2 protein-coding genes and 1 pseudogene are annotated in these 1,617 nt (G+C 31.3%); 2 read left to right on the plus strand and 1 reads right to left on the minus strand.

From position 1 onward, the window contains the following. Positions 1-727 (plus strand): type II toxin-antitoxin system death-on-curing family toxin (gene rhuM, locus CXF67_RS09680; RefSeq protein ID WP_102088572.1); only part of this gene is annotated, 727 nt, incomplete at its 5' end. 40 nt (positions 728-767) lie between these two features. Here the strand turns inward: rhuM and CXF67_RS09685 are convergent. Then, positions 768-1,052: pseudogene (locus CXF67_RS09685) on the minus strand (transposase); the annotation flags it as partial. A 68-nt stretch (positions 1,053-1,120) separates the two neighbouring features. Here CXF67_RS09685 and CXF67_RS09690 point away from each other — a divergent pair. Continuing rightward, positions 1,121-1,617 (plus strand): helix-turn-helix domain-containing protein (locus tag CXF67_RS09690; protein ID WP_145990446.1); only part of this gene is annotated, 497 nt, incomplete at its 3' end.

Below are 1,617 nucleotides of genomic sequence, written 5' to 3' on the forward strand. Positions count from 1 at the left end.
AATAATATCTGTAGGTTATAGAGTAAAATCACCTCTAGCTACTGAATTTAGAATTTGGGCTACAAGTAAGCTAAAAGAATACTTATTAAAAGGTTATTCAGTAAACCAAGAATTACTAAAAGAGAACAAAACTCAAATAAAAGAACTGAAAACAGAAATCAACCTTTTACAAGAAGTCGCATTTCAAAATCAAAAACAAATAACTGATGGCTTTTTGTCAATACTAAGTCATTACTCTAAATCATTTGAACTTTTAAATAAATATGATACTGATGATCTAACATTAGATAGCCTTAATAGCGAAATAATATATGTTATTAACTATAATGATGTGAAGGATGCTATTAATCAACTTAAAAAAAATCTAAAAAGTAAAGGGGAGGCAAGTGAATTATTTGGTAATGAAAAAGACAAATCATTTGAGGGTGTTTTAGGAAGTATTTCTCAAACAGTATTCGGAGAACTAGCATATCCAACAGTTGAACAACAATCTGCACAATTACTATATTCTATAATAAAAGGACATGCTTTTAGTGATGGAAATAAAAGAATAGGTTCATTCATATTTGTTTGGTTTCTTGAACAGAATAATATTCATCTAACAAACGAAGGAGATAGAAAGGTAAATGATAATACATTAGTTGCGTTAGCTTTGGCTGTTGCTCAAAGTTTGCCAGAACAAAGAGAAATAATTATTAAGCTTATAATAAATCTGATAAAAAACTAACCACAACAAAGTACTGTAGTAAAAAACAAGTAAAAATGCATTAACTTTTCACTAAAGTACTTCTATAGGTATCCTCATATATTAATCCTGATTTAGCACTTGCAAAGGCCTGTTTTAAGAGTTTATTATATACCGCTATTAATGCTAATCTCTTACTCCTCCCTTTGGCCACTATTCTCTCGTAAAGATCTCTACAAGCCTTAAAACTGGACATAAATAATAACTTTTGAAGTTTTTGATTCCCTATTTTACTTATTCGAGGTCGTCCTTTTACACGACTATCACTTTGCCTAATCACTGGGGTTAAACCTGCATAACTGTATAATTAAGTACGTTAAAGGGACATAGTTTACACTTTTAAGAGTCATAAATTACTTGAAAAAGTAGTCTATCATGGTCTGGAAAGCAAAAACTAAAATGGAACAAAAAGTAGAATTTATTCATGAATGGTTAACAGGGAAGTATACCATAACAGAACTTTGTAGGTCATTTAATATATCGCGACCTTCCGCCTACAAGTTAATTTCTCGGTATGAAAAAATGGGTTTTTCGGGATTAATTGAGCAAGAAAGAGCGCCAATTAATCATCCTAACCGAACCCATCATAAAGTTGAAGGTTCAATCTTAAAATTAAAAAACAAACACCTGCTTTGGTATGCGAAGAAAATTCGCATTTTGTTGTTTAAACAGTATGCTGAAGAACTTATTCCAAGTGTGGTTACCGTTCATAATATCCTTTCTAAAAATGGTCTAGTTAAACCTCAACAACGAAGCAGAAGAGTCAAGCCAGTATTTCCCATTTTCGACCCTAAGAAGTGTAATGAAATTTGGAGCGCAGACTATAAAGGAAAGTTTTTAATGGGCAATAAAATATACTGTCACCCGCTCAT

Origin of the sequence: Psychroflexus sp. MES1-P1E, from assembly GCF_002836055.1 — a bacterium.
In the GTDB taxonomy this organism is placed as follows: domain Bacteria; phylum Bacteroidota; class Bacteroidia; order Flavobacteriales; family Flavobacteriaceae; genus Psychroflexus.